This window comes from Spirillospora sp. NPDC048824 (assembly GCF_043198455.1).
Lineage (GTDB): Bacteria > Actinomycetota > Actinomycetes > Streptosporangiales > Streptosporangiaceae > Spirillospora.
This window is the reverse complement of the sequence record NZ_JBICUS010000021.1, coordinates 1-22128: the sequence shown is the minus strand read 5'-3', so window position 1 is coordinate 22128 and position 22128 is coordinate 1. Positions and strand designations below refer to the sequence as shown.

25 protein-coding genes and 2 pseudogenes are annotated in these 22128 nt (G+C 70.4%); 12 read left to right on the top strand and 15 right to left on the bottom strand.

What is annotated here, in order from left to right:
• Nucleotides 1-88: 88 nt before the first annotated feature.
• Entirely contained in the window at nt 89-1540 is a 1452-nt protein-coding gene (locus ACGFIS_RS31700) for an AI-2E family transporter (RefSeq protein WP_392908435.1), read from the top strand.
• A gap of 15 nt (nt 1541-1555) precedes the next feature.
• Here the strand turns inward: ACGFIS_RS31700 and ACGFIS_RS31695 are convergent, their stop codons facing one another.
• From ACGFIS_RS31695 to ACGFIS_RS31680, 4 genes are all read right to left on the bottom strand, one after another.
• On the bottom strand, nt 1556-2347 hold the full coding sequence (locus ACGFIS_RS31695; RefSeq protein ID WP_392908433.1) for an alpha/beta fold hydrolase: 792 nt from the start codon (nt 2345-2347) through the stop codon (nt 1556-1558).
• 116 nt (nt 2348-2463) lie between these two features.
• On the bottom strand, nt 2464-3186 hold the full coding sequence (locus tag ACGFIS_RS31690; RefSeq protein WP_392908430.1) for an alpha/beta hydrolase: 723 nt from the start codon (nt 3184-3186) through the stop codon (nt 2464-2466).
• 42 nt (nt 3187-3228) lie between these two features.
• Complete coding sequence (locus ACGFIS_RS31685; protein ID WP_392908428.1) at nt 3229-3543, bottom strand: ATP/GTP-binding protein; 315 nt, start codon at nt 3541-3543, stop codon at nt 3229-3231.
• A 14-nt stretch (nt 3544-3557) separates the two neighbouring features.
• Nucleotides 3558-5132 carry a 3-hydroxyacyl-CoA dehydrogenase family protein gene (locus ACGFIS_RS31680; protein WP_392908426.1) on the bottom strand — a complete coding sequence of 525 codons (1575 nt, stop codon included), beginning with the start codon at nt 5130-5132 and terminating at the stop codon, nt 3558-3560.
• Between the two features lie 54 nt (nt 5133-5186).
• Between ACGFIS_RS31680 and ACGFIS_RS31675 the strand changes: the two genes are divergently transcribed.
• Entirely contained in the window at nt 5187-6197 is a 1011-nt protein-coding gene (locus tag ACGFIS_RS31675) for an LLM class flavin-dependent oxidoreductase (RefSeq protein WP_392908424.1), read from the top strand.
• A gap of 64 nt (nt 6198-6261) precedes the next feature.
• Here the strand turns inward: ACGFIS_RS31675 and ACGFIS_RS31670 are convergent, their stop codons facing one another.
• Nucleotides 6262-6648: an SCO5389 family protein gene (locus tag ACGFIS_RS31670; protein ID WP_392908421.1), complete on the bottom strand. Its 387-nt coding sequence runs from the start codon at nt 6646-6648 to the stop codon at nt 6262-6264.
• A gap of 136 nt (nt 6649-6784) precedes the next feature.
• Nucleotides 6785-6976: a hypothetical protein gene (locus ACGFIS_RS31665; RefSeq protein WP_392908419.1), complete on the bottom strand. Its 192-nt coding sequence runs from the start codon at nt 6974-6976 to the stop codon at nt 6785-6787.
• Nucleotides 6977-7173: 197 nt separating this feature from the next.
• On the opposite strand from ACGFIS_RS31665, the gene nucS reads away from it, so the two are divergent.
• The 6 genes from nucS to ACGFIS_RS31635 all read left to right on the top strand — a co-directional run bounded on the left by nucS (nt 7174) and on the right by ACGFIS_RS31635 (nt 11931).
• Nucleotides 7174-7854 carry an endonuclease NucS gene (gene nucS / locus ACGFIS_RS31660; protein WP_358465711.1) on the top strand — a complete coding sequence of 227 codons (681 nt, stop codon included), beginning with the start codon at nt 7174-7176 and terminating at the stop codon, nt 7852-7854.
• A gap of 43 nt (nt 7855-7897) precedes the next feature.
• The gene (locus ACGFIS_RS31655) at nt 7898-8305 is read left to right on the top strand and encodes a DUF3224 domain-containing protein (protein ID WP_392908415.1); all 408 of its coding nucleotides are present in this window, start codon (nt 7898-7900) and stop codon (nt 8303-8305) included.
• A 30-nt stretch (nt 8306-8335) separates the two neighbouring features.
• Nucleotides 8336-8920 carry a TetR/AcrR family transcriptional regulator gene (locus tag ACGFIS_RS31650; protein WP_392908413.1) on the top strand — a complete coding sequence of 195 codons (585 nt, stop codon included), beginning with the start codon at nt 8336-8338 and terminating at the stop codon, nt 8918-8920.
• A gap of 73 nt (nt 8921-8993) precedes the next feature.
• Nucleotides 8994-9782, top strand: a complete 789-nt coding sequence (locus ACGFIS_RS31645; protein WP_392908410.1) for a site-2 protease family protein — start codon at nt 8994-8996, stop codon at nt 9780-9782.
• A 101-nt stretch (nt 9783-9883) separates the two neighbouring features.
• Entirely contained in the window at nt 9884-11383 is a 1500-nt protein-coding gene (locus ACGFIS_RS31640) for an aldehyde dehydrogenase family protein (protein ID WP_392908408.1), read from the top strand.
• A gap of 53 nt (nt 11384-11436) precedes the next feature.
• Complete coding sequence (locus ACGFIS_RS31635; protein WP_392973417.1) at nt 11437-11931, top strand: GNAT family N-acetyltransferase; 495 nt, start codon at nt 11437-11439, stop codon at nt 11929-11931.
• Here ACGFIS_RS31635 and ACGFIS_RS31630 read toward each other — a convergent pair.
• Genes ACGFIS_RS31630 through ACGFIS_RS31620 form a run of 3 tightly spaced genes read right to left on the bottom strand, consistent with a single transcriptional unit; the run spans nt 11928 to nt 14989 of the window.
• Nucleotides 11928-12791: an NAD(P)-dependent oxidoreductase gene (locus ACGFIS_RS31630; RefSeq protein ID WP_392908402.1), complete on the bottom strand. Its 864-nt coding sequence runs from the start codon at nt 12789-12791 to the stop codon at nt 11928-11930. The genes ACGFIS_RS31635 and ACGFIS_RS31630 overlap by 4 nt on opposite strands.
• A 49-nt stretch (nt 12792-12840) precedes the next feature.
• A complete protein-coding gene (locus ACGFIS_RS31625) occupies nt 12841-14238 on the bottom strand; it encodes a rhodanese-like domain-containing protein (protein WP_392908400.1) in 1398 nt (465 codons plus the stop codon).
• A gap of 16 nt (nt 14239-14254) precedes the next feature.
• Nucleotides 14255-14989 (bottom strand): OBAP family protein, encoded by a 735-nt coding sequence (locus tag ACGFIS_RS31620; RefSeq protein WP_392908398.1) that lies wholly within the window; start codon nt 14987-14989, stop codon nt 14255-14257.
• A gap of 161 nt (nt 14990-15150) precedes the next feature.
• Between ACGFIS_RS31620 and ACGFIS_RS31615 the strand changes: the two genes are divergently transcribed.
• Both ACGFIS_RS31615 and ACGFIS_RS31610 read left to right on the top strand, forming a co-directional pair.
• Nucleotides 15151-16239 (top strand): sulfite oxidase, encoded by a 1089-nt coding sequence (locus tag ACGFIS_RS31615; protein WP_392973415.1) that lies wholly within the window; start codon nt 15151-15153, stop codon nt 16237-16239.
• Nucleotides 16240-16392: 153 nt separating this feature from the next.
• A complete protein-coding gene (locus ACGFIS_RS31610; protein WP_392908393.1) occupies nt 16393-16827 on the top strand; it encodes a ComEA family DNA-binding protein in 435 nt (144 codons plus the stop codon).
• A gap of 23 nt (nt 16828-16850) precedes the next feature.
• Here ACGFIS_RS31610 and ACGFIS_RS31605 read toward each other — a convergent pair whose 3' ends face one another.
• Together ACGFIS_RS31605 and ACGFIS_RS31600 are read right to left on the bottom strand one after the other, a co-directional pair.
• Nucleotides 16851-17111, bottom strand: a complete 261-nt coding sequence (locus ACGFIS_RS31605) for a hypothetical protein (protein WP_392908391.1) — start codon at nt 17109-17111, stop codon at nt 16851-16853.
• Nucleotides 17108-17422 carry a hypothetical protein gene (locus tag ACGFIS_RS31600; protein WP_392908389.1) on the bottom strand — a complete coding sequence of 105 codons (315 nt, stop codon included), beginning with the start codon at nt 17420-17422 and terminating at the stop codon, nt 17108-17110. Before ACGFIS_RS31600 ends, ACGFIS_RS31605 begins: the two co-directional genes overlap by 4 nt.
• Nucleotides 17423-17559: 137 nt before the next feature.
• Between ACGFIS_RS31600 and ACGFIS_RS31595 the strand changes: the two genes are divergently transcribed.
• Together ACGFIS_RS31595 and ACGFIS_RS31590 are read left to right on the top strand one after the other, a co-directional pair.
• A complete protein-coding gene (locus ACGFIS_RS31595; protein WP_392908387.1) occupies nt 17560-18363 on the top strand; it encodes a helix-turn-helix transcriptional regulator in 804 nt (267 codons plus the stop codon).
• Entirely contained in the window at nt 18360-18566 is a 207-nt protein-coding gene (locus ACGFIS_RS31590) for a DUF397 domain-containing protein (RefSeq protein WP_392908385.1), read from the top strand. The genes ACGFIS_RS31595 and ACGFIS_RS31590 overlap by 4 nt, the downstream gene beginning before the upstream one ends.
• Before the next feature lie 84 nt (nt 18567-18650).
• Here ACGFIS_RS31590 and ACGFIS_RS31585 read toward each other — a convergent pair whose 3' ends face one another.
• From ACGFIS_RS31585 to ACGFIS_RS31570, 4 genes and pseudogenes are all read right to left on the bottom strand, one after another.
• Nucleotides 18651-20168, bottom strand: a complete 1518-nt coding sequence (locus ACGFIS_RS31585) for a DUF222 domain-containing protein (protein ID WP_392973413.1) — start codon at nt 20166-20168, stop codon at nt 18651-18653.
• A gap of 841 nt (nt 20169-21009) precedes the next feature.
• Complete coding sequence (locus ACGFIS_RS31580) at nt 21010-21453, bottom strand: hypothetical protein (protein WP_392908381.1); 444 nt, start codon at nt 21451-21453, stop codon at nt 21010-21012.
• Nucleotides 21454-21472: 19 nt separating this feature from the next.
• A pseudogene (locus ACGFIS_RS31575) lies at nt 21473-21889 on the bottom strand (DUF6745 domain-containing protein); the annotation flags it as partial.
• Nucleotides 21890-21935: 46 nt separating this feature from the next.
• Nucleotides 21936-22022: pseudogene (locus tag ACGFIS_RS31570) on the bottom strand (DUF6745 domain-containing protein); the annotation flags it as partial.
• Nucleotides 22023-22128 lie beyond the last annotated feature (106 nt).

Below are 22128 nucleotides of genomic sequence, written 5' to 3'. Positions count from 1 at the left end.
GGCTTTCCGTCGTCTCACCCTGTAGCGCGGCCCAGGCCCGCGACGCGGCGTGCGGCATGACCACGGCAGGATGGAAGAGGAGAGCGGCGTGTCCAACGAGACCCCCCACGAGGACGGGCCGGAGGCGATACCCGGCGAGGGCGGTCCCGCGACCGGCCGCAAGGTCCCCGCTCCCACCCCGCCCGCCGACGACGACACGACGACGGACGACACCGCCGCGGACGACGACACCGCGGACGACGACACGACGGCCGGCGGGCCGGGGGAACCAGAAGAACCGGGCAAGGACGCCGTCGCGCCCAGCGGTGCGCTGAAGCCCGAGAAGATCGACGAGCCGTCCGGGGAGCGGGACCCGGCCACCGGCACGCCCGTCAACCTCCCGGCTCCGGTACCGGCGCCGGGAAAGGCGCCACCGGCCTCGGACGCGCCCGACCCGGCGCACGACGTGGAGCAGCGCAGGCGCGAGGCCGGCGTCGACCACCTGTTCCCGTTCGGGCGGCCCGGCCAGCCGCTCGGCCGGGCCCACCCGTTCGTGTTCGGGTTCACCGCCGCGCTCGGCGTCATCACCGCGTGGCTGCTGGTGCGGGCCGCGACGAACGCCAAGTCCGTGATCGTGATGATCGTGGTGGCGATGTTCCTCGCGGTCGGCCTGAACCCGGCGGTCGACCGGCTCCGCAAGTTCGGGTTCCCGCGCGGCGCGGCGGTCGCGACGGTGTTCCTCGTCGTGATCCTCTTCTTCGCGGGCTTCGTCGCCTCACTCGTCCAGCCGGTCACCGAGCAGGTCACCGAGCTGCGCAAGAGCATCCCCGAGTACGTCGAGCAGCTGCAGAACAACAAGACGCTGGCCGAGTGGGACAAGCGCTACGGGCTCCTGGACCGCGCCGAGAAGGCCGTCAACAGCCCGGACTTCCAGAACAGCCTCACCGACACCGCCACCGGCATCGGCAAGGTCGCGGTCAGCGGCGTCTTCCAGACGATCACGATCCTGATCCTGACGCTGTACTTCCTCAGCTCGCTGCCGCAGATCAAGACGTTCTTCTACCAGCTCGCCCCGCGCTCCCGAAGAGCGCGCGTCGCGCTGCTGGGCGACGAGATACTCGACCGGATCGGCGGGTACGTCGCCGGGCAGTTCACGATCGCGTTCATCGCGGGCGTCACGTCGTACATCTTCCTGTCGGTCCTCGGGGTGAAGTACGCCCTGGCGCTGGCGCTGATCGTCGCGGTGACCGACCTGATCCCGCTGGTCGGCGCGACGATCGGCGCGGTGGTGGTGTCCCTGGTGACGTTCCTGACCGGCGACACCACGGACCTCATCGCCTGCGTGATCTTCTATGTGCTCTACCAGCAGGTGGAGAACTACGTGGTGTATCCGCGCGTCATGAAACGGACGGTGGACGTGCAGCCGGCGGTGACGATCGTGGCGGCGCTGGTCGGCGCGGCGCTGCTCGGCGTCGTCGGGGCGCTGCTGGCGATCCCGACGGCGGCGGCGATCTCACTGCTGATCCGCGAGGTCGTCATGCCCCGGCAAGAGGTGATCTAGCCACCCGCCGAACGCTCAGCGGCTGGTGCGGGCCAGGGCGGCGGCGAACTCCGCCACGGCCTGGTTGAACAGGTCCGGCTGCTCCACCGCGCACAGGTGCCCGGCGCGCGGCATGACCAGCAGTTCCGCGTTGGGCAGCGCGTCGGACATGGCGCGGGCCTCGTCCTCGGTGGCCAGCGCGTCCTCGTCTCCGATCATGACGAGGGCGGGCACCCGCATGCCGCGGAGTGTGCCGAACGCCTCCGGGCGTCCGGCCATGGCGCGCTGCGCCCACGCGGCGGCGTGCGGCGGGGTGGCCTGGACGAGTCCGCGCACGCGCCCGTAGATGAGCGCGCGCTGGCGCAGCGTGGTGGGTCCGACGAGGCCGGGCAGGACCTCGTCCACCAGGATCTGCGTGGTGCCGTCGTGTTCGAGCCGGCCCGCCTGCCGCAGCCGGGCCTCCCGGACGGCGTCGGCGTCGGCGGCGGCGCGGGTGGCGGCCAGCACCAGGCCGAGGACGAGGTCGGGGTGCCGCCGGCACAGCGCCATCGCCACGTAGCCGCCCATCGACAGCCCGCAGACGACGGCCCGGCCGACGCCGAGGCGCCGGAACATACCGGCGACGTCGTCGGCCATCGCGTCGATCGACGGCTCGTCGTCGCCGAGCACGGAACCGCCGAAGCCGCGCAGGTCGGGGGTGATGACGCGGAACCGGTTCGCGAGGCCCTCCCGCTGGCCGAGCCACATCGCCGAGGAGAGCGGGAAGGCGTGCAGCAGGACGAGTGGCGTGCCGGTTCCGACATCCCTGGCGTACAGCTGCACGGTCATGGGCGGTCCCTCCTCACGGCGTCCCGGTCGGGCCGCCGTGAACGCGATCACTAAGCCCATCGTTACCCGCTATCGGGTCATGCGTTACGAGAGTGGCCGCGATCGGCCGCATGAGGTTATTCGCCCGGTTCGTCCCATTCAGTGGGGAGCGGGGCCGCCGTCGGAGCGACCCGCTTGACGATCTCGTTCAGGACGATCCGGACGTACGGCTCGCCCACCCAGAGGTGCTTGGCGTTCTCCACCGCGACCACCTCGGCCTGCGGGACGCGCTTGAACCGCTCCCGCGCCTCCGCCGGACGCAGAAAGTCGTCGAACTCCGGGACCAGCGCCACGACGGGCCGTCCGTCGGCGCCCCAGGCGTCCAGGTCCGCGTCACCCGCCCGTCTCAGCGGCGGGGACAGCAGGATCGCGCCCTCGACCAGCGGGTCACGCCCCCACTTCAAAGCCAGTTCGGTGCCGAACGACCAGCCGAGCAGCCACGGGTGCGGCAGATCGTGGTACTCGGCGTACTCCAGCGCCGCCGCCACGTCGAACCGTTCGGTCTCCCCCTCGCCGAACTCGCCCTGGCTCGTGCCGCGCGCCGACGTCGTCCCGCGTGTGTTGAACCGCAGCACGGCGACACCGGCGAGCGCGGGCAGCCGGTAGGACGCCTTGCGCAGGACGTGGCTGTCCATCATGCCCTGAGCAGTGGGCAGCGGATGCAGGCACACCAGCGTCGCCACCGGCGGCCGGTCCAGGGGAAGCGCCATCTCACCGACCAGCTTCAGCCCGTCGGAGGTGTGCAGCGTGATCTCCTCGCGCCGCGCCGGCAGCACCGTCGCCGCCCTGATCTCCGCCATGGCTCTCCTCTGTTCATTTCGGGGACGAACCCCGGTCAAGGGCTAAAAGCGCGGCGCGTCACGCGAACGCATGATGCGGGGCGAACGCCGGCCGCGGGCCTGCCAGCAGGGGCGATGCCAGTGCCGGCGGTCCTCGCCGCCCCGGTCGTCCGCCGGCCACGCGACGACGTGCGCGACGCCCGGCGGGATCTCCTGGTCGCACCCCGGGCACCGGTACGCCTTCGTCGCGGCGGCCCCGGAGATCGCCCGGACGATCCATGCGCCGTCCGGGCCCTCCTCGGTCTCCTGCGCCCACACTCCCCCGCCGCCCCGCGAGGGACGTCCGGACAGCGCACGACGATTCTTCCGGGGGCTCATGCCTTCGAGGATATTCAGTACAGCGGGCTTCCGGCGGTCACGTGTTCCGTGAGGAGCGGGGTGGGGGCCAGGGCCGGGTCCCGGGTCTCGGCGTGCAGGGCGCGCAGGACGGTGACCGCGCGGTCCAGGCCGAGCCGGTCGAGGTCGGCGATCGGGCCCGTCGGGTAGCCGCAGCCGAGCGTCATCGCGGCATCGATCGAGTCGGCGTCGGCGTATCCGGCGCCGAGCATCGCCGCGGCGTCGTTCAGGTACGGGAAGCGCAGGGCGTCCACGATGAAGCCGGCGCGGTCGCGGCAGCGCACGACGGTGAGGCCGAGGCGTCCGGCGAGGTCCGCGGCCCGGTCGGCGATCCGCGGGTCGGTCGCGACCGTGGCGGCGACCTCGGCGAGCGTGCCCGCCGGGTCGGGCAGGTGCAGGCCGACGACGTCGGCGGGACGGCCGGTCGCCATCGCCTGCTCGATCACCGGGCCGGACACCGACGTCACGGCCAGCACGGCACCGGGCTTGGCGGCCTGGGCGGCGGCGGACAGCAGCGCACGCCCCGCCTCGGCGTCCTCCGCGGCCTCGACGATCAGGTCGCAGTCGGCGAACCGGGCGGCGGAGTCGCGGACCTCGGCGCCCGCCCGGTCGCACAGCGCGGCGATCGCGTCCGCGAGGGGGCCGACGCCGACGATGCCCACGACCGGCTTCGGGCCGCCGGCCGCCTCCGCCGCGGGTTCGGCGGCGGACGTGTCGTAGGTGTAGAAGCCGCGGCCCGTCTTGCGGCCGAGGAGCCCGGCGGTGACGAGTTCGCGCAGCAGCGGGGATGCGGCGTGGCGCCGGTCGCGCGACTCGGCGTAGATCGCTTCGAGCACCTCCAGGCAGGTGTCGAGGCCGATCAGGTCCATGAGGGTGAACGGGCCCATCGGCAGGCCCGCGCCCACCTTCATCGCGGTGTCGATGTCGTCGCGGGTCGCGTGCCCCGACTCCAGCATGGACGCGGCCTGGTTCAGGTATCCGAACAGCAGCCGGTTCGCGACGAAGCCGGCGCGGTCCCCGATCGTCACCGGGGTCTTGCCGAGGCCCGCCACGAGGCCGGCGACGCGGGTCACGGCGTCCGGCTCGGTCAGGACGGTCGCGATGACCTCGACGAGCTTCATCACGGGCGCCGGGTTGAAGAAGTGCACCCCGACGATCTTGGTGGGACGTCCGGTGGTGACCGCGATGTCGGTGACCGACAGCGACGAGGTGTTGGTGGCGAGGACGGCGTCGTCCCGGCACACCCGGTCCAGTTCGGCGAAGACCTTGCGCTTCAGGTCGAGCCGCTCCGGGACGGCCTCGATGACGAGGTCGCAGTCGCCGAGGTCGGCGAAGTCGGTCGACAGCGCGACCCGGCCGAGGATCTCGCGCTGCGCGTCCTCGGTGAGCCTGCCGCGCTTGACGGCCCGTCCGGTCGAGCTTTCCAGGTGCCCGCGCCCGCGTTCCAGCGCGTCCTGGTTCACCTCGATGCCGACGACCGCGAGGCCGCCGCGCGCCAGCACCTCGGCGATGCCCGCGCCCATCGTGCCCAGTCCGACGACTCCGACTCTGCTGAACGAACCACCAGTCATGACGGCAGTCTCCCAAAACGCTCGCGCGCCCACGAGGGCGGGTACGACGGGGACGTGCGCCTCGGAATCTTCCTCCTCGCCACCCGCCACCCGCCCAACGAAACTTCCCGCTCGGGTCCCCAGCGGGACGCCGCCGCCCTGGCCCGGACCGTCGAAGCCGCCGCCGCCGCCGAACGGGCCGGGTTCGACGACGTCTGGCTGGCCGAACACCACTTCATGTCCTACGGGGTCGTCCCGTCGGCGACCGTCCTCGCCGGGCACATCCTGGCGCTCACCGGCCGCGTCCATGTCGGGACGGCGGTCAGCGTGCTGTCCACCCGGCACCCGGTGGCACTGGCCGAGGAGGCGGCGATGCTGTCGCTGCTGTCCGGCGGCCGTTTCCGCCTGGGCGTCGGACGCGGCGGGCCGTGGCGGGACCTGGAGGTGTTCGGCACCGGTCTCCCCCGTTATGAGGAGGGCTTCGCCGAGTCCCTCGACCTTCTTCTGTCCTGGCTGCGCTCGGACCGGGTCGCATGGTCCGGCGAGCACTTTCGCTTCCGCGAGGTTCCGGTCGTCCCGCGCGCGCTTGCCCCGCCCCCGGTGGCGGTCGCGTGCACATCCCCCGCCACCGAGGCGCTCGCCGCAGAACGCGGCCTGCCGATGCTGCTGGGAATGCATGTCGGACCCGACGAGAAGGCCGCCGCCGTCGCCCGCCACGGCCGCCCGGAGGCTCCGCACATCTCCACCCATGTCGCCCAGGTCGCCGACACACGCGAAGAAGCCGTGAAGACCCTCATGGACGAGATGCCGCGCTGGCTGGGCCCAGGGCTGGAGGGATACGTTCCCATCGACGACCGTCCACGGCCGTCCCGTGACCCCGTCGCCTACACGCGCCTCATGTGCGATCTGCATCCCGTCGGCTCACCGGACGACTGCGTGGAATCGCTCGTGACCACCGTCGAACGCACCGGAATCCGGCACCTGATCCTGCTGGTCGAAGCCGCCGGCTCCCGCGCCGCCACCCTGGACAACATCGCCCGCCTGGGCGCCGACGTCCTCCCCAAGGTCCGCGCCGCCACACGCTGACCTGCGGCGTGTCGCCCTGATGAGGCCGTTCTCAAGGGCGGCACGCCGCAGGTCGGCGAAGCGGTCAGCAGTCGCGGAGTTCGGGGGACTGGTTGAGGATCTGTTCGCGGGCCGTCACGAACGTCCGGTGGGCGTCCGACTCGCCGGCCGGGAAGACCGCCACGCGGTGGCAGTTCTGGAAGGCGAGCCTGACGCCGAAGTAGCGTTCCAGGGTGCCGCGCATGGCGTCGCTCGCGAGGACGCGGAGCAGCTGACCGCGGGCCTGCTCGTCCGGCGGCGGCGTCAGGTTGTCGGCGAAGTCTCCGCCGTCCACCTGCAGCCGCGCCACCAGCCCGCTGATCATGTCCCACGCGTACGGGAGGGACGTTCTGATGCATTCGACGAACGCCGCGTCGCCGACCTCGCCCTTCTGCGCCGTCTCCAGGAGTTCCGGGGTCACGTCAAGAGACATGCGGGGGTCCTTTCGCCAGACGGAGGATGACTCCCACACGCGACGCTAATCACGACGCCCGGAGAATTCCAGGCTTGACAAAGATTTTCATTTCGCTACGCGCCGCCCCCGGCCGGACACTCCGGCCGGGGGCGGGTCACCGTGCGGGCGCCGCACCGTGCTCGGACGGCCGCCGCCGGGCCGGGCGGGCCGCGCCGCGCTCGGCCTGGTCGGCCCAGAACTCGCGGGCCAGGCGCGCCAGCCGGCCGGCCCTTGCGGCCCGCGCCTCCGCCCGCATCTCACGGGCCCGCTCCCGCATGATCGACTGCATGATGTCGTGGTGGTACACGGCCCCTCCTCTTTGGATTCCGGGCCCACGGACGGGCCCGACATCCAAGAGGTTCGTCCTAAGGCGTCCGCCCCCACATCGGCACGACGCCTTAGATCCGCGGCCGTCCCGCCTTAGCGACCCGCCACCGTCGCCGCCCTCGCCGTCCGCGGCCGATCCGGCCCGCGCGCCCGGCCGCGCCGCTAAAGTTGGGCGGCGTGCGTCTCGTTATCGCCCGGTGCAGCGTCGACTACGCCGGCAAGCTCACCGCCCACCTGCCGATGGCCCCCCGCCTGATCCTGATCAAGTCGGACGGGAGCGTCAGCGTCCACGCCGACGACCGCGCCTACAAGCCCCTCAACTGGATGAACCCGCCCTGCTCGCTGCGCGAGGAGAGCTACGAGGACAACGGCGCCATCGCCCGCTGGACGGTCACGCACGGCAAGTCCGGTGAGCGGCTCATCCTCACCATCGAGGAGATCCTGCACGACACCAGCCACGAACTCGGCGTGGACCCGGGCCTGCAGAAGGACGGCGTGGAGGCGCACCTGCAGGAGCTGCTCGCCGAGCACATCACCACGCTCGGGGACGGATGGTCGCTGATCCGCCGGGAGTTCCCCACCGCGATCGGCCCCGTCGACATCCTCTGCCGGGACGAGGGCAGCGCCACGGTCGCCATCGAGATCAAGCGGCGCGGCGAGATCGACGGCGTCGAGCAGCTCACCCGCTACCTGGAGCTGCTCAACCGCGACCCGCACCTCGCGCCCGTCCGCGGCGTGTTCGCGGCGCAGGAGATCAGGCCGCAGGCCCGCGTCCTCGCCACCGACCGCGGCATCGACTGCGTCACCCTCGACTACGACGCGCTGCGCGGCATCGAACACGAGGGCACCCTGTTCTGATCGGACCTCCCGCGGCGCCGGTGCGGACGGCATCATTGCGGGCATGACTTTCCAAGCCGGCGGCAGCTTCGACATCGACGCCTGGGACGCCGACAAGCCCTATGACGAGCGCGGCGGGACCAAACTGACCCGGGTCACCGTCCGCAAGACGTTCCACGGCGATCTCGTCGGGACGAGCACGACCGAACTGATCACCGTGGAGTCCGCGGCCGGGCCCGTCGCCTACGTGGGGGTCGAGCACGTCCAGGGCATCCTGCACGGCCGCGAGGGCGCGTTCGTCCTGCAGCACAGCGCGGGCAGCGAGGACGGGACGCCCGGTACGCAGTGGCTGCGGTGGCTGATCGTCCCCACGTCCGGCACCGGCGAGCTCGCGGGCATCCGCGGCACCGGCCAGATCACCGTCACCGAGGACGGCGCCCACACCTGGACCCTGGAATACTCCCTGGACTGAGGGTCGGCGCGCGGCCGGTAATCTGCAGGCATGCCCCCGGTCAGCACCGACGCCACGCGCGAGCGGATCATCGAGGCCGCGCAGGAGTGCTTCGGCCGCTTCGGCGTGGCCAAGACCACGGTCGAGGACATCGCGGCCGCGGCGAAGCTGTCCCGGGCGACGGTGTACCGCAGTGTCACCGGCGGGCGGGACGAGCTGATCCTGGCCGTGCTGGTCCGCGACCTGCACCGGTTCCTGGACCGGCTCGCCGAGCGGCTGCGCCGGGAGCGGTCGGTGCCGGAGGCGATCGTCGAGGGCACGATGGACGCGGTCGAGTACGTCCGCGGCGAACCGACCGTCGCGCACTTCCTCGTGCCGGAGGCGGCGGGCCACATGCAGGCGGCGGTGGCGGGCGCGGCCGAGCACATCCTGGCGCTGTGCTGCGACTATGTGCGCCCCTACTTCGAGCAGGCACAGCGGCAGCGGACGCTGCGGGCCGACATCGACGTGGAGGGGACGGTGGAGTTCCTCTTCCGGATCATCACCTCGCTGATCGTCATGGACCGCGACCGGGACGCCGACGGGCTGCGCCGCTTCCTGCGCACCTATGTCGTTCCGGTGATCGCGGCACCGTGACTCCGGCGAGAAGGTAGCTTCGAAGACCGGTCGGGGCACCGGCGGAACGGCGTGGGCGAGAGGGGCCAGGGCGATGGAGGGGACTGCGCACGGGACGCGGGGGGGTGCGGCCGTCCGGCCGAGCCCGGTGTTCCTCGCGATCGTGGGGGCGACGGTCCTGTGCGGCCTGATCGCCTGGCGGTACGGGGAGGATCCGGCCAAGCCCGCGCGGCTGGCGCTGTTCGGGTTCGTCCTGTCGGCCTGGATGCTGTCGCTGTGCGTGCACGAGTTCGGGCACGCCTACATGGCCTACCGGTCGGGCGACCGCAGTGTCGTCTCCAAGGGCTACCTGACGCTGAACCCGCTGAAGTACTCCGACATCACGCTCAGCTTCCTGATCCCGGTGGTGTTCATCGTGCTCGGCGGGATCGGCCTGCCGGGCGGCGCCGTCTGGATCGAGCGGCACCGGATCCCGGGCAGGCTGCGGCACAGCCTGATCTCGGCGGCCGGCCCGCTGTCCAACGCGCTGTTCGCGATCATGCTGGCGGTGCTGTACAAGAACTTCGCCCACCAGGATCACGGCGTGTTCTGGCTGGGCGTGGCGTTCCTGGCGTTCTTGCAGGTCACGGCCGCGGTTCTGAACCTGCTGCCGGTCCCCGGGCTGGACGGCTTCGGGATCATCGAACCGTATCTGCCGCGCCGGTGGGTGGACAAGGTCGCCCCGTACGGCGGCTACGCCTTCCTCATCCTGATCGCCCTGCTGTGGCTGGGGCCGGTCAACGGGGCCTTCTTCAACGTGATCTTCAACCTCACCGGCGCGCTGGGGCTGGACGAGTTCCCGATCCAGTTCGGCCACTCGCTCTTCCAGTGGTGGCAGAACTGACGACGTGAGGCCGGGGGTGCCCACCCGGGACATAGGGTGATTTACTAGCGAGCACATCTCTGCAAGCAACCACTTACCAGGCTCCTCCCGGGAGGTTCCCCATGTCCGTGGCCACGGAGAGCGCCGAAACCTTCGCGTCCCTGAACCCGGCCACCGGCGAGGTCGTCGCCGAGCATCCCGTCCAGGACGCCGCCGCCGTGGCCGCGGCGGTCGAGCGCGCCCGGGAGGCGGCCGGGTGGTGGCGCGCCCTCGGCTGGAAGGAGCGCCGGCTGCGGCTGCTGAACGTCAAGGGGTCGCTCGCCCGCAACCTCAACCGCATGGCCGAGCTCATCCACCAGGAGACCGGCAAGCCGCTGCAGGACGCCCAGCTGGAGACGATCATGGCGATCTCCCACCTGGACTGGGCCGCCCGCAACGCCCGGAAGACCCTCGGCCCGCGCACCGTCTACCCCGGCATGATGGCGATCAACCAGAAGTGCGTGCTGGAGTACCAGCCGCTCGGCGTCGTCGGCGTGATCGGCCCGTGGAACTACCCGATCTTCACCCCGATTGGCTCGATCGCCTACGCGCTCGCCGCCGGCAACGCCGTCGTGTTCAAGCCGTCGGAGTTCACCCCCGGCGTCGGCGTGTTCCTTGAGGAACTGGTCGCCGCCGTCGTCCCCGAGCACCCCGTCCTGCAGACGGTCACCGGGCTGGGCGAGACCGGCGCGGCGCTGTCCTCGTCCCCCGACATCGACAAGATCGCCTTCACCGGCTCGGCCCGCACCGCCAAGCGCGTCATGGCCGCCTGCGCGGAGAACCTCACCCCGATCGTCGCCGAGTGCGGCGGCAAGGACGCCTGCATCGTCGACTCCGACGCCGACCTCGACGCCGCCGCCGACGCCGCCCTGTGGGGCGCCATGTCGAACGCCGGCCAGACCTGCATCGGCGTCGAGCGCATCTACGTCGTCGACGACGCCTACGACAAGTTCCTCGGCAAGCTCACCGACAAGGCCCGCGACCTGCGTCCCGGCTTCGACCGCGAGGCCGCCTACGGCCCGATCACGATGCCGTCGCAGCTCGACATCATCGAACGCCACATCAAGGACGCCCTCGACAAGGGCGGCACGGCCGTCGTGGGCGGCGCCGAGTCCGTCCGCAAGCCGTACGTGGAGCCGGTCGTGCTGACCGGCGTGCCGGACGACTCGTCCGCGGTCTGCGAGGAGACGTTCGGCCCGACCATCACCGTCCACCGCGTCAAGGACCTCGACGAGGCCGTCGAGAAGGCCAACCGGACCAGCTACGGCCTCGCCGGGACGATCTTCTCCGGCGACAGGTCCCGCGCGATGGACGTCGCCCGCCGGATGCGCTCCGGCATGACGTCCATCAACGCATTCGCCGCGTTCGCCCAGGTCGCCGCCCTGCCGTTCGGCGGCGTCGGCGAGTCGGGCTTCGGGCGCATCCACGGCGCGGACGGCCTGCGCGAGTTCACCCGCCCGAAGGCCATCACCCGGCAGCGGTTCGCGACGATGAACCTGACGTCCTTCGAGCGGACCGAGAAGGAGATGGCCCGCGTCCTCGGCCTGATCAACATGATCCACGGCCGCCGCTACAAGCGCTGACGCCCGCGCGCCCCCGCCGGGACCCGGCGGGGGCGCGGCCTAGACTCGAAACCATGTCATCAGGGACGTTCGGCGCACCGGTACGCAGCCGCCTCCAGGCGTCCCTGCGCGCGGCGCCCCCGCCCGCACGCGGTTTCCGCCTGTTCGCCGACGACGACGTCCCCGCGCTCGCCGCCCTCATGTGGGACGCCTACCGGGGGACACCCGACGAGGCCGACGTGGGCGACCCCGAAGGCGCGGAACGCGAAATCCAGCTCACCCTGGACGGCGAATACGGCACCTTCCTGCGCGAAGCGTCGTTCGTCGCCGATCACGAGGGGCGTCCCGTCGCCGGGGCCCTCGTCACCCTCTACAAGGACCTTCCGCTCCTGGCGTTCCTGTTCGTCAGCCCGTCCCATGCGGGACGGGGCATCGGACGCGGCCTGATCGAAGCCGTCATGCACACCCTCGCCGAGCAGGGCCACGACACCCTGTCCCTCGCCGTGACCCGCCGCAACCGCCGCGCCCGGCTCCTGTACGACCGCCTGGGCTTCGTGGAGGTCGCCTAGCCGCGCAGCTGAGCGAACAGGCTGGAGAAACCCTCGTGGCCGTGGCCGGCGGCGATCCGCTCGTCCATGAGCGTCTTGACCTCGCGCATCCGCGTCACGTCGACGCCGAGGGACCGCCGGTGGTCGATCAGATCGTCCATCAGCGCGGCCTGCACCGACAGGGGGCCCAGGTCCGGCGGGAACTCGCCGTCGCGGACCGCCTTCCCGATCGCGGTGATCAGCGGCGGATAGCCGGCGGCCATCGACTCCGCGACACGCTCGGCGAACTCCGCCGGATCCACCCCTTCCGCCTGCACGAGCCGGAGGGTGTGCAGGAAGCCGATGAGCAACTCGTATCCGGTCGCGACCTGCGCCATGAACTCCACGGACGCCGATCCTGCGTCGGTGCCGTAGAACGTGCCGTTGCCCAGTTCCCGCAGCGTCGGCTCATGGGCATCGAACGCTTCGCGGGAACCGCTGTAGGAGATGAACGCGTTGGACGTTCCCAGATCCGGCGGGTCGGCCATGATCCCGCCGTCGATGTACTGGGCGCCGTGCTCGGCCGCCCACCGTCCGGTCGCCCGTGCCCGCCCGGGAGAGCCGCTGGTGAGGTTCACCAGCGCCTTGCCGGCGACCGCGCCGCCGACCCCGGCGAGAACCTCGTCGACGGCGTCGTAGTCGAGGACGCAGACCACCACGAGCGGGCTCGCGCGCACCGCCTCGGCCGCGTTCGCGGACACCGACACACCGGCCAGGGACGCGCCCTTGCCGGCGGTGCGGTTCCAAACCGTTGTCGGATGGCCGCGCTTGACGAAGGTCTCGGCGATGGCCGATCCCATCTGGCCGAGCCCCAGTACCGTGACGGGAACGGTCGTGGTCATGGAGATCCCCTTCGGACGATGTCTGACCTCGCCGCCCGAACGTACGACCTCAAGTGCGGTCGAGGTCAAAACCGGCGGCCGTCCACGCCGTCATCCCGCCGAGCACGTTGAGGACCGGCACGTCCCGGTGCCCGGCCAGCAGGCTCGCGGCGACCGAGGAGCGGTACCCGGAACCGCACGTCACGGCCAGAGGTTTGCCGCCGGGCACCTCGCCGAGTCGTTCGGGCAGGTCCGCGCCGGTGATGAAGGCGGCGCCGGGGGCATGTCCGGCGGACCATTCTGCGGGCTGGCGGACGTCCAGCAGGTTCACCTCGCCGGCCCGCAGGCGGTCGCGGAGTTCGTGGACGGTGATCTGCGGGACGCGCCCCAGTGGTTCGGCGGCGGTGCGCCACGCGGCCATGCCGCCGGACAGCCAGCCGATGGGCGGTTCGTAGCCGACGCGCAGCAGGTCCCAGATCACCGTCCACAGATCCTCGGGCCGGTCCAAGACGAGGAGCACGCGGGCGTCCTCCGGCAGCACGGTCCCCGCCCAGGTCGCGAAGGACGAGCCGAGGCCGACGTTGAGCGCGCCGGGCACATGGCCCCCGCCGAACGCCTCCGGGGCGCGCACGTCCAGCACCACGGCGCCGTCGTCGCGGGCCTGCTTGACCTGTTCCACCGGCAGAGCGGCCGGCTCCTCGATCAGGGTGATGGGCTCGACTCCCGCCAGGTTCCTCGCGCGCATCCTGCGCCAGTACGGCGGGACGGCGGGCAGGTCCTCCAGGGACAGGCAGTTTTCGACGAACCGGGCCGTGTCGCCCGCATCGGCGAGCCGGGCGTTGGTGCGCCGCTCGTAGCCGACCGTGGTGGACAGCCGGCTTCCGATGCTTCCGCCGCACAGCGACCCGGCCACGTGCGTCGGGAAGACCTCCACATGGTCGGGAAGAGAAAGGATCTTGTGCTGCACGGTGGCGCAGAGGGCGCGGGCGGCCTCCTCGGCTTCCGCACGCCCGCCGAGCAGGTCGGGCCGCGCCAGATCACCGACCAGCAGGGCACCGCCGGACAGCAGCAGCGCCGGTTCGTCCGAGCCGGCGTCCCGGTCGTGGACGAGCAGGCTGATGTGCTCGGGGGTGTGCCCGGGGGTGTGCAGCACCTCGATGCCGATCTCGCCGATCTCGAACTGCTCCCCGTCGCGCAGCGGCCGGTGCCGATAGCCGAGGTCCGCGGTGGCCGCGCCGAACACCTCCGCGCCGGTGCGGACCGCGAGCTGCGTCACCCCGGAGAGGTAGTCGTTGTGGCCGTGGGAGTCCAGCGCGTACCGGATGCGCAGCCCTTGGCGGCGCGCCTGCGCCAGGTAGTCCTCGACGTCCCGCCGGGGATCGAACACCAGCGCCTCTCCGGTCTGCTCCGACCCCAGCAGGTACGAAGCATGCCCCAGACCTTCGAGGTAGAACTGCTGGAAGAACATCGGGCCGCCCTCCAGGTCAGGACTTGGTGCCGGGTTCGCCTGCGTCACGAACGTCGGTGACGCCTGGAATGGGGGCGGTGTGGGGAAAGTCGTCCTTCATCTCGTCGACGCCCCACTGGGGCCTTGCGATGCCAAGGAAGGACTGGCGGTCGGCACGTTTGGCGGCGGTGTCCACACTCATGGCCTCGTTGCGGTCGCGGCGCAGTTCCTCGTCGCACTCACCGTCACGGTTGAACGACCACATGAGCTTCGGATCGCCATAGGGCAGATCCGTGCCCGTCCGCCCGCCGGTGTGCCAGGTGTGCCATGTCTTGCCGTAGGAGTTCATCAGCTGCTTCATGAGCGCCTTCTCGGCGGCGTCGGGCAGGCCGGGCGCGACGAGCTGCCCGGACAGCACCTCGAAGTTGTGCGGGTGCCAGTAGGGCCTCTCCCCGGCGGGCATCGTCTCGAACAGGCGGCCGGAGACGATGTACTCGATGCCGACGAGGTTGGCGTCCTTGGTGTTGCCGTCGAAAACGACGCATTGGAGCAGGTCGTCGTTGACCACGCGGCAGTAGTGGTGGGCTTCCATCTGCATGTCGGGTTCTCCCTTCGCGCAGTGGAAGCCGACGACATAGACGTCGAAGCCCTTGAGCGGGGTCGCCTCCTGCAGCAGGTTCGCGCCCTGCTCCAGGGTCGCCAGCCGGCCTCCCTTGCCCCGTCCGGCCGGGGCGGGGCTTTCACGATCCTTGATCATCAAATTGACGGCCATGGCCACCCTTCGCCTCTCGGTCCGGCCCCGCCCCAACGAACGGCCGGGCAGACGTCGCTTCGGACACTGGGGCCTGCCGTACCCGTAAAGACGCGTTTCGCACCCCCGGGTCGACCTGCGCACGGACCGCTTCAACCGCACGGAACGGGTACCCCGACAGCATGAGTCCATGGGGGAAGCGGGACGACATGCTGGTACACCAGCGGGAGCCCTTCAACGCCGAGCCGCCCCGCACGGCGCTGGCCGGGTACCGCACGACGCCACCGGACGCGTTCTACGTCCGCAACCACGGCCCCATTCCCGGCGCCGACCCGGCCACCTGGCGGCTGACCGTGGACGGCCTGGTGCGGCACAGGCTGGAACTGTCCCTGGAAGACCTGCGCGAGCGGTTCGACGAGGTCGAGGTGACGGCGACGCTGCAGTGCGCCGGCAACCGCCGCGCCGGCCTGATCGACGTCCGCGACATTCCCGGTGAGGCCCCGTGGGGTCCGGGCGCCACCGCCACCGCCCACTGGAGCGGGGTGCGCCTGGCCGACGTCCTGACACACGCCGGCCTGCGCCCCGACGCCGCGCACATCGCCTTCGCCGCCCCGGACGTCTCCCCGCTCGCCGACCCGCCCCAGCCGTACGGCGGCTCCATCCCCACCGGCAAGGCCCTGAGCCCGGAGGTGCTGCTGGCCTGGGCCATGGACGGCCGTCCGCTCCCCCGGATCCACGGCGCCCCCCTGCGAGTGATCGTCCCCGGATGGATCGGGGCCCGGAGCGTCAAATGGCTCACCCGCGTCACCGCACGGGCCGAACCGTCCGGCAACTACTTCCAGGCAACCGCCTACCGCGTGCTTCCCGCCGACGCCGACCCCGGCCGCGCCGGGCCGGGCGACGGCATCTCCCTCGGCCCCATCGCCCTGAACTGCGACATCCTCAGCCCCGACGACGGCGCGCGTCTGCCGCCCGGCCCCACCCGTCTCACCGGCTACGCCCTGGCCGGCGACGACCGCACCGTCGCCCGGGTCGACGTCTCCCTGGACGGCGGCCGCTCCTGGGCACAAGCGGACCTGGACGCGGGGGACGAACCGTGGATGTGGCAGCACTGGCACACCACCGTGAACCTCCCCGAGGGCGAAGTCGAGGTCACCGCAAGGGCCTGGGACTCCACAGGCGCGGTCCAACCCGAATCCCCCGCCCACCTGTGGAACCCCAAGGGCTACGTGAACAACTCCTGGGCCCGAATCCACCTGAACACCAGCTGACCCCCACCTGAAAGCCTCGGTCAACCGGAGCGTGTCGCTGCACGTCGAATCAGTAGCGGCCGAGGAGCGCCGCCATGACGGGGACCGGACCAGGACACAGAGTCGCGACTGGTCGCGACGTCCGAGAGCGCGGCGGGCACCACCGCCGACACGGTGTTCGTCCTTGCGAATCTCTCGTCGATTCTGATCGGCACGACCCACGCCCTGGTCATCAGGCGCCGCATCTTCCCCGCGTCCGCCCGGCCCGATCCCCTCGAACAGGCCGAGCGTGAGGCACGTCACCGCCGCGACCTGCGTGCCCGCGCGGCCGACATCGCCCGGAATTCGCCCCAAACGGCGTGGGAGATGCGCATCGGCCGTCCCGACCTGCCGAGGAACGTCGACGACGGCGGCCTCGTCGACATCAACCACGCCCCCGCGTCCGCGCGCATGACCATCCCCCACATGACACCGGACCTGGCCGAACGCATCGTACGGCTGCGGGACGACGTGGGCGGCTTCGGCTCGGCCGAGGAGGTCGCGGCCCTCGCCCAACTCCCCCCGACACTCACACCGCACCTCCCCGAACACGCGGTCTTCCTCCGCTGACCCGGGAGCCAAGGCGGTCCCGGTCAAGGCACACGACGCAAGGCCGTCTTCACCTGGACCAGAGCGTCGGTCAGATGATCTCCCTCGCACATCCAGATGCCACCACCCCAGCTGAACCACCAGCGATCCGCGTCGTCGGCACGGGGCAGGCACTCGATCTCCACACCACGCGAATCCGGCCCGTCGGTGACCCGGAGCCGACGTTCACGGGTCCTCTTCACCGTGTACCCGTGGCCCTGCAGGAGCTGCGCAAGCGCGGCCACGAACACGTGCCCGTCCGTCATGGCGCCGCCCGTTCCACGTCCGCCCGGATCTGGTGCGCGGCCGCGCCCAATTCGTTCACCGGCCGGATCTGCTCGCCGGTGCGTGCGTAACAGAACCACCACTGTCCCTCGCGGTATCCACACCCGACCGTTGCCGCGCGGCCGGGGATCTCCAACGGCATCACGTTGAGGACGGGGTAGCCGTCGACCGCGGTGAACGCCGTGAACAGCCCGGTGACCGGGACGAACAACGTGGCCAGCCGGGCCAGGAAGAGGACCCGCTCACGCTGGGGGATCAGATTGCCGCCGGTGAAGCATTTAACAAAATCCATGATCGACCTCTTTGCCGTTCGGGAATTTCCTTTTCGGCCTCCAATCCTCAGCCATCCCGGTTACTCTCGGCCATAAGTCCGTCTCCACAAGCGATACAGGGGCCACACAAAGCCCTGTGCGGATAGAAAGGGTTCTCATGCCGACGCCGCCCCCGTCTGAATCGGCCCGAGCATTCTTCGCCTTTCACCTCAAGCGGCACCGAGAGGAAAAAGGCTGGTCACAACCCACACTTGGGACAAAAATCCACATCTCGGGCAGCCTGGTCAGCGGAATCGAACTCTGCACCCGCCGCCCGACCTTCAAGGTCTGCCAGAAGCTGGACGAGGTCTTCGGCCTGGACCAGTTCTTCGAGGCCCTCTATCCCCGCGTCATCGAGGAGACCGGCCTCCCGGCGGGCTTCCCCGAGTTCATCGACGCCGAGGCCGACTGCGACCTGATCAAACTGTACGAAAACTTCGTGATCACCGGCCTCTTCCAGACCGAGGACTACGCGCGTGCCGTCCTTCGCGCGGGCCAGCACCCCGAGAAGCTGGAGAACCTCGTCACCGAGCGAATGGGACGACAGGAGGTCCTCAAGCGAGAAAACCCGCTCGTGATCACTGCGCTCCTCGACGCCTCTGTACTCCGTCGATCCTTCGGCGGTCCCGAAGTCATGCGGGCTCAACTCGATCACCTGCTGACGCTCTCAGAGCTGCCCCACGTCCACATCCACGTCGTACCGGAGGACGCCGAACTCTGCCCGGAGGGCGCATTCATGATCTTGTCCTCCGCGGGCGAGCCGGACACGGCCTACGCCGAATCTGCGGGTGGACGCGGGCGCCTGATCGACGATGACGGATATGTCGCCGAACTTGGCATACTGTTTGAGTTGATCAGGTCTAAGGCGCTGAACGCCGAGGACTCGCAGGCCGCAATCCGCAAGGCGTTGGAGGAACTGTGAAGACGACCGACTTCTCATCCGCCCACTGGCGCAAAAGCAGCCACAGCGGCGGCGCGAGTGGCCAGTGCGTGGAAGTCGCGCGGGGGTCCGCCCTCATCGGCATCCGTGACAGCAAGGATCCCCAGGCAGGCCACCTCACTATCGACCGCACCGCCTTCGCCGGGCTACTGGCCCAGGCCAAGGCGGGAACTCTCGATCTCTGATCCGGCACTGTCGGCCCCGGCGGATGTCCTGCCGGGGCCGGTGTGGTTCTCCCCGTTCTGTTCTGCCGTGTGGGGGTGCCGGAATCACTGCCGGTCGGGGTGGACGATGTACCAGGCGCCTGACGGGGTGACCCAGATCAGCAGTCCGGCCCAGATTTGAAAGAGTCTCCAGTCCGTGCGCTGTTTCAGCCTGTGATGGCGTCTGCAAAGAGGTGCGAGATTGCAGCGGCACGTGATTCCGGGCCGCCAGGGCACCGTATGGTCCAGGTCGCAGCGGTGTGAGGGCTGGTTGCAGGTGGGGAACACGCACGTCTGGTGGCGGGCTTCGACCTCTCGCCGCATCGCCGCGGAGGGCCGGTAGCCGGGTCTGCCGTGGACCTCGTCGCCACCCCGACAGGCCGCGTCGCGAGCGTCTGAGAACTGGCCGTGGATGCGCTGCACCGCCTGCCGGATGGCATGAGGCAGTTCACAGGGTTGGACGCGTGCGTGCACGTGTCTCAAGCGTCGATCCACCTCGTCCGTCAGCGCTGCGATGCCGAGATCGTCGGACGTGCCGCCCGATTCGGTTCGCGTGCCCGGAAAGGGTGGTCCGGCGTCCGTCCCACTGCCCGGTTGGGGGGAGCAAGCCGGCGAAGGGTCACCGTTCCGGTAGGTCACGGCCTCGCCGTCGAGTCCTCGGACGTTACCCGAGCGCTGACCGGGGACGGCGACCGCGGACGATGGCACAGAGCCGCCGCCCGGCACGGCTTCGGTGTGGCCATGCAGCACCGGCAGACTGGGTGATGCACAGTCACGACCGATGGCGGGGCTTTCGTCCTCCTCGGGAGGCGCAGGGTCGGTGTCGTCGCGCGTCTGTGTGAGGACGGTCCGGATGGCGTCGGGAAGTTCAACGCCGTGCAGAAGTTGTGCGGCGAGGTCGGCGCGGATGGCGTTCAGGGGACGGGTGTCGCCGTCGGTCTTGATGCCGTGCGCGGCGGCGGTGATCTTGTTGTAGATGGCGTGGGCGTCCTCGGTGGCCAGGTCGCACAGGGCCAGGTCGGTGGTACCGGACGAGGTGTCCCACACCTCCAGCCGCCGCAGCCTGGTCGCCTCCCGCTTGCGTTCCTCGATCGCTTCGGGTGCGAGGCGCTGCGCGATCCTCCTGATGCGGCGACGCAGTTGCCCCGTGGTCTGCCCGGACGCCTTCTCCAGGGCGGCGCGCTGCACCCGACCGGCCGCCTCTTCGGGAAGGCGGTCGGTGACATCGCAGATGACGCGGGCCTTGGCCATGTCGAGTTGCCCTGCGCCCAGCGCGTCGCCCGTCTCGGCCAGCGGGCCGGTCAACTGTTCGGCGAGGTGGACCAGGGTTGCGGCGGTGTTGCTGGTGACGGTCAGTGCGGCGGCGACCTCTTCGGTGACCGACTCCCGGGCGGACAGGATCCGGTAGTCGGGGTCACCGGCGTCCTCATCGGCGGTGTGGCGACGGGTGAGTTCGGCGATCGCGGCCAGTTCCCGCGCCTGCGCCCATGAGGTCTGCCGCCGGGCCGCCGCCGCGACCTGGAGCAGTTCATCGTCGGTCAGATCGTCCAGGCGGTTCTTCCCGCCGGACAGGCAGATCGCCAATTGCGGTCCGGGCGGGAACCACTCCCGGTCTTCCCATTCACGCCGCCCACCCGCAATTGCGGTGACCGATGCCGACATTGACACCACCGTTCACCTCCAACCCGAACTCCCATCCCCCATCATAGGCGACTCCCCCGCCAATACCGGCAGACAATCCGGACACGCCACATTACTGTCACCACCTTTTCCAGCCTGCGCCACGAAATGGCCAGCCCGCGCATGCGTCACGCATCAAGCACACGCTCCAGGCTTGCCATCACCAGCACCCCAAGGCAACCACCCGTCCTCGCAGACCGCTTTTCCGCGCGCAGCGCGGCACCGACAGCACCCCGCACCGAACCGGCAGATGAACACCCCACCCGAACCATAACCGCAACCAACGTGACAGCAACCGGCGACACAGCGAAACGAGCGCTCCCACCTTCGGAAGGCCACCTCAGCCACCCACCCACAGCGACCAGACTAAACCGATAAAAAAAGACCTCAGCCACGCGCTCAACACTAAGGAACCCCACCGTGAGCAACCGGCAGCAGGCGACCAACCGCAAGAAACGCCACAGAGAAGACCGCAAAAGAAAAGACGCGCCAAGGCCAGGCCCGAAAGGCCCTCATTCATCTCACTCACCTGAGTCAGATGCTGAGCGCATTCTCAGATCTTGCCGCAGGGCCGAGGACCATCAGAAGTTGACGGTGGTGGCCACGCGCAACGTCCAGGCGGGCAAAGGCCGACGCCAGCGCCAACGCCCCCGCCCGGAAAGGACGAGGGCGACGGCGTTCCTCATTTCGCACATGAGCCCGGCCCGACAGTCTGGAACCCGTCGGTGAATGCCGCGCCGATGGTTCAGTCGGCGACGAGGCGGGAGCCCCATCCGCCGGCCGTGTATTCGCGCTGGCGGCGGATGGCGTAGCGGCCCGGTGTGCAGCCGGAGGCGCCGTGCTCGGGATGAAGCAGGTAGACGGGGGCCGACGCCTCGAAGACGCCGAGGGTGAGGCCGCCCCCGTCCGACACGCTCTTCGTCCAGCGGCAGGTGTGGGGCTCGGCGACGAGGGTGTGGGGGTTGCCACCGGCCTCGCCCCGGAGCAACTCGACGCCCTCGGGCGGCACGTCCGTCCAGGTGACGTTCGGCAAGAACGACAAAGACGCCGAGATTTCGGACAAGGGGATGACGATCAGGTCGCCCTGGGCTTGGAGCCCGTCGATGACGGGGATGCTCACCGACTGTTCAAGATGGTCGAGCACGGCGAGCCCGGTCTGCTGGGAAAGGGACGCGAGAGTCACGGTCATGGGAATCACCTCAATCACCTCAGGTTCGTCGGACGAGTCGTGAGTACTGGTCGGCGGACAGCCCATAGGTCCATCCGGCGGCGGCGATCGGGTCCTCGATGCCGCCCGGCACGGTCAGCCCGTACCGGCGGCGATGTCCATCGCGTTCGACGGAGCCGTTGACGGCCAGAAGCACCCTGGTCTGCTCGCGCAGGTCGTAGAGCCGCAACTCCGAGCCGGGGTTGCCGGGATCGGGCGCGGCGGCGACGAGCCGCAGCCCGGCCCGGTCGATGTAGTCGCCCCAGCCGATCTTCTCGATCGCACACCGCCGGACCTCGACGTTGGTCTCCCGCGTGATCCGTTCCACGTCCGGGTCGTCGATCACCCAGGACGGCACTTTCGTGCCGTGCCAGGCGTGCACGGTCCAGCCGTCGGCGAAGCGCAACGCGGGACCGTCCGGGCGATGAAAGCCGCACCTGCCCTTCGTCGCCCCAGACCTCGGTGTGGATCTCGACGGGCCGCTCGGAGACGACGCAGACGTCCTCGCGCGGCCACCACCAGCCGCAGGACCTGGCCAACGTCGCCCACAGGTCGAGCAGACTGAGGGGCCCCGCGCTTTCCGGACAGCTGACTGATGGTGATCTGCGGGCAGATCTACGCTGCTTGCTCCCGGTCCAGGTACTCGGTGTGGACCTC